This is a genomic window from Sphaerochaeta sp., assembly GCF_050256055.1.
In the GTDB taxonomy this organism is placed as follows: Bacteria; Spirochaetota; Spirochaetia; order Sphaerochaetales; family Sphaerochaetaceae; genus Sphaerochaeta.
In genome coordinates this window covers 85915-92750 of sequence record NZ_JBFWIJ010000010.1, presented here as the reverse complement: position 1 = coordinate 92750, position 6836 = coordinate 85915, and the positions used below count along the sequence as shown (strand labels likewise).

The window sequence follows — 6836 nt, the reverse complement described above, 5'->3', positions numbered from 1 at the left end:
GCCTGTTTTCCGAACTTCCGGCAAGACGGCAGTTTCTCAAGCGTCCATCAACGGAGGCAACCATGTGCAGACAGGTCCTCCAGGAAAAGGCACTGGCCTTTCCCGACAGAAGCTCCCGTTTTTTAACCGACGGCACGCTTCGGCTCGATCTTTTACCGACAAGCCGCAAGCAGCGCATTCTCGATGTGCTTTCGCTCAGCCAGAACATAGTTCCATCGGAAATGTTGGAATTGTATGATACGGCCGGGCGCTTCAACCTCTATGCCGTCTGCTCTTCCCCCGCCTTTTCACGCAGTGACCGCTCCCATATAAAGATTTTTGTAAACAACCGTCCCGTTGAGGAATACTCACTGGTACAAGCCGTCACGTACGGCTATGGAGAACTTTTGAGCGGGGGGTCCTTCCCGTATTGCTATCTGTTCATTGAAGTCGATCCCACGTTGGTCGATTTCAATATCCACCCCACCAAACGGGAGGTGAAACTCCGTAACAAGGCCGAAATTCACCACCAAGTGGTCAGCATGATCTCAAGTCAGGTAAAACGGACGATCCCCAGACTGGTGAAACAGGAATTGGAATTTGAACAACCTTCCCTGACTGTTACCGCTTCGCATGCCAAAGCCGACGTATCATCTGAACCAAGGGCTTCCTATCGAATCCAGGAACAAGCTCAGCGTCCGATCGATCCGGCTTGGTTCCAGAAAGCCAAGGAAATTCTCGGCCAACAATCCATGCAGGCTTCCAAAACAAATCAGGAGCAGGACATCTGGCTGCAGCAACAGGAAACCGAACCGTTCACCTATCTTGGACAAGCATTCAATCTCTTCTTGATTGCTCAGAAAGGGGACGACTTGTATCTGGTGGACCAACATGCGGCGCATGAACGCTTGTTGTTCGATGAAATACGAACAAAGCAATCGGTTCAGACGCTGATGATCCCCCTCTCGTTCGAAGTGGAACGTGATGCCGACACCTATCTGCAGGAACATATGGATGTGTATCTGAATCTTGGCATCAAGTTGGAACGTACCGACGATCTTTTATGGGAATTACGGGCGATACCGGCTCTCTACCGCAACATCGAAGGGCAGCTGATCTCCTTCATCCAGCATACCACCGGTGATGCCCAGGAAGTGGAGAAAGGCTTGTATGCCATTGTCGCCTGCCACGCAGCCATCAAAGCAGGCGATCCTGTGGATCGGAATCTTGCCATTTCGTTGCTGACCAAAGTATTTGCACTTGCTGAACCTGCCTGTCCGCACGGGAGGACGTTTGTGATACGATTGCAGAAATCCGACCTGATACAAGCAGTCCAGAGAACCTAAAGGGGAATGTCGATCAAAATCGAATCATCTGCATAGGACAAAACAGCTTGTTCGGCAAGCGCATCCAAGGGGATGCTGACCGGCTGCTTTTGATCGCTTCTGCTGAGCAACTTGCCATCCTTGTCGTACTGCAAGAGTACTGCAGGACTTTGGTTGATGGTCAAAACCCTGTTTTGCTTATCATAGTCGGGAAGTTTTACCGAGAAGGGTTCAACAGAAACCGTAAAAGTTTCGTTCAAGGTCCTTCCATCCTTCTGGAGTATGGAGAGGTTCCATAGGCCTTGGGGAAGCCCGACATCCTTGCCCATCGCGAGCGGGCTGATCTGATAGAGTCCCTGTACATCGGATTCGGCTGATGACACCCATTCATTCTGCTGGTCGCTGGACTGCACCCGAACCTGGACGGTTTCCGTGGTGCCATCCAACAGGAATGCAAGGTTGAGCGTCTGAGTTTCCGATCCATCGGAAAGATCAATGATATGAGCCACCGATGTTTCAAGATGCACCAGAGAGACTTCCTTGCGACTGCAGGAAACAAGGGATAGCCCAATAAGCAGGCAGAAAAGAACCAGCCTAGCTTTGTTGTTGTGCGGCAAGGAATGATCTGACTGGGTTTGCATAGGCATTGAGTGCGAAGAGCCGAACGTCTTCTCGCGCTCCCTTGAATCGATACAAGAAGGCTTCCGTGTCAAAATCGCGATAGAGATGGCTGAATTGGGTACTATTCTCCAGATAGTCATAGGCAAACAAATTCGTCGGCCAAAGCTTGTACAACGTATGGATCTGCCGGTCGATTTCCTGTGCCACTTGTTCTGCGGTGGTGTATTCACCTTGGATCGGGGTGCCGAATGCAATGTGAATGTTCCCCTTGTAGCCTTTCAGACCTCGGGAGATGGAAATCAAATCCTCATACCGCTTCTTGCAGTGCTCGCCTTTTGCGATACGGGCGACTTCCTCCCCCGCCTTGATCAAATCATTGGGGTCATACTCATAACTGACCGCCACCGGAACGATTCGACAGTTGTTTACAACCTCATTGAAGGAAATGCCTTTTGATTTCTGGGAAAGATGCAGCATCTTGATGATGGCAGGAGTGGTGACATCCAACCCATCTTTCGCTCTTCCACTTTTCTGAGCAACCCAGATGGATTTGTTTTGCTCGGTGATCAATTCAACGAAATATGCACTGAGCCGAATTGACTCCAGATACTTCTCCCGCATCGGAAGGGTTCGCTTTACCGTCACACCGCCGTTGAGCTTGAACAGGTCTGCAACAAAGTGATTGGTCAGCAGATTATCCCCGATGGCCATCTCGCAGAGCATCCGGTCGCTCTTCAGCAGGGCGATATCGATCAGAGCACAATCCAGAACAATATCCCGATGATTGCTCATGAACAAATAGGAAAGCTCTTTCTTGGTGTGTTCGGCCCCGCTGATCGTAAACGAATCAACACTTTTTTCCAGAATGGCGGGCAGAAATATCCCAGCAGTGATGTAGCGCTGGAAATCGTCATAATTATAGACTTTGTCAAGCATTGATACGATATGGGATGCATAGGCGGATATCTGCTTCTGCTGTTGCTCATTCTCGGCAGGCCCCAAGGAGGAAAGCATTTTGTAGATGGCATCCTTGTTAGCACTGACACGTGCTACGGCGTCACGAACATCCTGCCCCCTATAGGGGGCGATATCTTTGTATTGTTCGATATTCATGGTTCAACCCTTTCGAGCATCCAGGATCGACTTCATGTACTGCACGCGCTCCCAACGGGTCGGGTCTTCCATATGCTCCTGTGCGAGTTTTCCATTGAAGTCAGAAATCTTGGAGTAGGAGTGCGAATCCATCCATTGACTCAATTCAGACTCAATCTTGGCAACAGAAGAGAGGCCTTGCTTGAGCAATACGGAACAGAGCTGGACGGCCTTTGCTCCGGCGAGCAACTGCTTGACGACAGTGCTGCCTGCATAAATACCGGTGGAGGCACAAATGTCATAGCGAAGCTCTTCGCTCATCAAGGCTGTCCATCGGAGAGAGAGTGCATATTCATCCTTGCTGCTGAGCATTTGCGCCGGGACCAAGGAGAGTTTCTCAATATCAATGTCGGGACTGTAGAATCGGTTGAAAAGCACCACACCATCAATGGATAGTTCATCAAACTTGCGAAGCATATTCGCCAAGGAAGAAAAATAGGGCCCCATTTTCAGGCTCAGGGGCAGTTTGATCTGCTTGCGTGCAGCCTTTACCAAGGATAGATATTCCTTCTCGATGGCCGGTCCTTCCATCTCCACATCGGCGGCTACGACATAATGGTTCAGCTCGATGGCATCCGCACCACACGCCACAAAACGCTGGGCATACTCAATCCAACTCCCGCTTCTCCGACAGTTGATGGATGCGATCACGGGAATCTGCAAGGAGCGTTTTGCATCCTCAAGCAACGTCAGGTAGGCATCAATCTGCCGTTCCATACTCGAACTCTTCACATACCCGTATGCATCGGCATGCGTAAGGTACTGCTCTCCGCCATCCACGGCAGCCTCACCATCAGCTTCAATCTGTTCCTCAAAAATGGATTTGAGCACGACTGCCGAAAGTCCGGCATCCTCGCAACGCTTGAGGTTGTCCAATGATGCAGTCAATGGGCTGCTTCCAGCGATCAGGGGGTTTTTCAGGTTCAATCCAAGATATGTAGTAGACAGGTCTGCCATAATTTTTCTCCTCAAAACTGCAAATAGACAACGCCAGAGGGCACAGTCAGAGCAAGTATACCATGAAACATACAAATTCTCCAGTCACCTTAATTTTTCTTTTCATCACGGCAAACGAAAAAGGGTGCCGTCGTGGCACCCTCGTAAAAACATGAACAAGAGATCAGAGGATATACGGAATCCTGAAGTTATGGGATTGGTAGACGACGAATGTTTCGACTTCCGAAATCTCGCTGATCTTATCCAATTCAAACTTGAAGAAATCGAGTAAACTCAATCCCTCTTCCTCACTAAGCACCAGCTGGACGATCAAATCGTAACGACCGGTCACCACCGCGGCAGAGATGACACCCCGTAATTCTGCAAACTCCTTTGCCTTGCGTTCAAGATCGAGGGTCTTGAGTTTCACCCCCATCATGACCACCTGCAGGCCGGGAATCGTTTCCGGGTTGATCAACCCGGAAATCTGCAGCACACCTTCGTCGATCAACTTGTTGACCCGTGCACGAACGGTGTTCTCGGTGATGCTCAGCTCTTCGGCGATTGCACTGAAAGGCTTGCGCCCATCACACAATTGGCGGATAATCGCTTTATTCGTCTCATCCATCTTTACTTTCATGCTTGTTTACCCGTTCTTCCTTTCAAAATCCTTCATGAACTGTGCCAATGCAGTGACATCATCGACAGGAAGGGCATTGTAAAGACTTGCACGCAGGCCTCCGACGGAACGATGGCCCTTCAACCCAAGCATGCCCTGTTTCTTCGATTCATTCACAAACTTTTCCTCAAGTTCCTCACTCGGGAGCCTGAAGACAATGTTCATGCGGGAACGGAAGGCCGGATCGACCGGGCTGCGGAAGAACGAAGAGGAATCGATGACATCATAGAGCAGGTTGCTCTTCTCGACTGCACGCTTGAGCATTCCCTCGGTGCCCCCGTTTGCCTTGATCCACTCGAGCACCAGCTTGACCGCCCAGATGGAGAATACCGGAGGTGTATTGTACAACCCTTTCTCCTTGGAATGGAGCTTGTAGTCCATATATGCAGTCAGATTGGTATTCTGCTTCTCCAGCAGGGACTTCTTCATGATGATGAAGGTTGCACCTGCAGGTCCGAGATTCTTCTGCACGCCGCCGTAGATCATATCAAACTTATCCACAGGAACCGGTCGGCTGAAAATATCACTGGACATATCGGCGATCAAAGGAACGGAACCGGTATCGGGCCAATCCTGCCACTCGATACCCCCGATCGTTTCATTGGAGCAGAGATAAAGATAACTGGAATTCTCACTGGGTTTTACCAACTTTGCATCAGGCAAAGAGGTGTATTTGTTGGCCTTTCCGTCATAATAGTACTTGACCTCTCCCAGTTTCTCTGCATCATCGGCGGCTTTGTTGGACCACGTCCCACTTCTGATGTAATCGGCAACCGTTCCCGGTCGGAGGAAATTCATCGGGATCATGGTGAACTGCAGGGTGGCACCGCCACCGAGGAAGTACACATCATAATCATCGCTGATCCCCAAGAGCTCCCGGAACAAAGCCAGGCATTCATCGTACATGTCTTCGAACATGCCGCCACGATGGCTGGCTTCCACCATGGACAAGCCCTGGTTGTTGTATTCGACCATCTGGTCCCTGAGTTGCTCAAGCACTTCCACCGGCATTACCGAAGGACCTGCAAAGTAATTCTTTTTGCGTTCCATTAGATTTTTCCTCCGTTCTTCAATTCTTCCAGGATGTCATAGGTCTCCTCACCGATTCTGGCAAGGTTCTCCTCACTGTTCGCTCCCACATGGGGGGTAAGGGTAACATGGTCGGCCTTCAGGACCGGATAGTCCTCACTGGGAGGATCGGTGGGCCATACATCAGTACAATACCAGGCGACACTACCCTCATTGAGCATGGCAACCATATCATCGGCATCGACGCACAAGGCGCGGCCGGTATTGATGACCACCGGTTTTTTGGTACAGTGGGAAATCAGAGCCTTGTTCACCATTCCCGTGGTTTCATTAGTCAAGGGAAGATGCAGGGAAATATAATCGGCGTCCACAACCGCAGCTTCCGGACTGGCCTTCATGTCTGCAACCGGGGAAGAAGAAACGTACTTGTCGTAGGCTACGACGGTCATGCCGAAAGCCTTTGCTCGCTCGGCGACTTTGCTGGCGATATTGCCGATACCGAACAGGCAGAGGGTCTTGCCGTACAGCTCATTGCGCTTGAGGTTCTTCAGCCATTGGCCGCCTTTCATTCCGTTGTGGTATTCCACCAGATGGTTCGGAGTGGAAAGCATCAGGGCGAAGGCAAGTTCCGCAACGGCAATCGCAGAGGATTTCGGGGTATTGCGGACGATGATACCCTTGCTCTCTGCATAGGCTTTGTCGATGTTGTCGATACCAACACCACCGCGGATGATCAACTTCAGGTTGGGAGCCTGGTCGATGTATTCCTTGGTACATTTGGTCTTGCTGCGAACCAGAACCACGTTGGCCTCGCCCAGACGATTCTTGTCGGTGGTAACTTCACCAAAAGCCTTCAGGCGTTCGGGAAGCGTTTGGTCAAAGGCATCAGAAATGAGAATTAGCATGGTATTACCTTCCTCTCTTTGCTAGGTGTTGGGATTTGTTGTTCCCTTACAGGTGCTTCTGCTGAAATTGTACACTAAAAACAGGGGTTTTGTCTAATTTTTTTTATGTATTCTGACGTATTTATAAAAAAACCCTTAAAATGTTTCCGGATAGGAAAATTAAAAAGGGTTTCATTCTGAAATTTCAATCTTGAGAAGGCCACTATACAC

The 6836-nt window shown here is 50.0% G+C and carries 7 protein-coding genes; 1 reads left to right on the top strand and 6 read right to left on the bottom strand.

What is annotated here, in order from left to right; genetic code table 11:
* A partial coding sequence (gene mutL / locus AB7C91_RS06025) for a DNA mismatch repair endonuclease MutL (protein WP_428589896.1) occupies positions 1–1325 on the top strand: 1325 nt, incomplete at its 5' end.
* On the opposite strand, the gene AB7C91_RS06020 is transcribed toward mutL, so the two are convergent.
* From AB7C91_RS06020 to AB7C91_RS05995, 6 genes are all read right to left on the bottom strand, one after another.
* Positions 1322–1831: a hypothetical protein gene (locus AB7C91_RS06020; RefSeq protein WP_332447844.1), complete on the bottom strand. Its 510-nt coding sequence runs from the start codon at positions 1829–1831 to the stop codon at positions 1322–1324. The genes mutL and AB7C91_RS06020 overlap by 4 nt on opposite strands.
* Positions 1832–1898: 67 nt before the next feature.
* Entirely contained in the window at positions 1899–3038 is a 1140-nt protein-coding gene (locus AB7C91_RS06015; RefSeq protein WP_332447845.1) for a 1-acyl-sn-glycerol-3-phosphate acyltransferase, read from the bottom strand.
* 3 nt (positions 3039–3041) lie between these two features.
* Positions 3042–4034, bottom strand: a complete 993-nt coding sequence (locus AB7C91_RS06010) for a dihydroorotate dehydrogenase-like protein (protein ID WP_332447846.1) — start codon at positions 4032–4034, stop codon at positions 3042–3044.
* A 163-nt stretch (positions 4035–4197) separates the two neighbouring features.
* Positions 4198–4641 carry an Lrp/AsnC family transcriptional regulator gene (locus AB7C91_RS06005; protein WP_428589891.1) on the bottom strand — a complete coding sequence of 148 codons (444 nt, stop codon included), beginning with the start codon at positions 4639–4641 and terminating at the stop codon, positions 4198–4200.
* 18 nt (positions 4642–4659) lie between these two features.
* On the bottom strand, positions 4660–5742 hold the full coding sequence (serC, locus tag AB7C91_RS06000; protein WP_428589888.1) for a 3-phosphoserine/phosphohydroxythreonine transaminase: 1083 nt from the start codon (positions 5740–5742) through the stop codon (positions 4660–4662).
* Complete coding sequence (locus AB7C91_RS05995) at positions 5742–6626, bottom strand: NAD(P)-dependent oxidoreductase (RefSeq protein ID WP_332447849.1); 885 nt, start codon at positions 6624–6626, stop codon at positions 5742–5744. Before AB7C91_RS05995 ends, serC begins: the two co-directional genes overlap by 1 nt.
* Between the last annotated feature and the right edge of the window lie 210 nt (positions 6627–6836).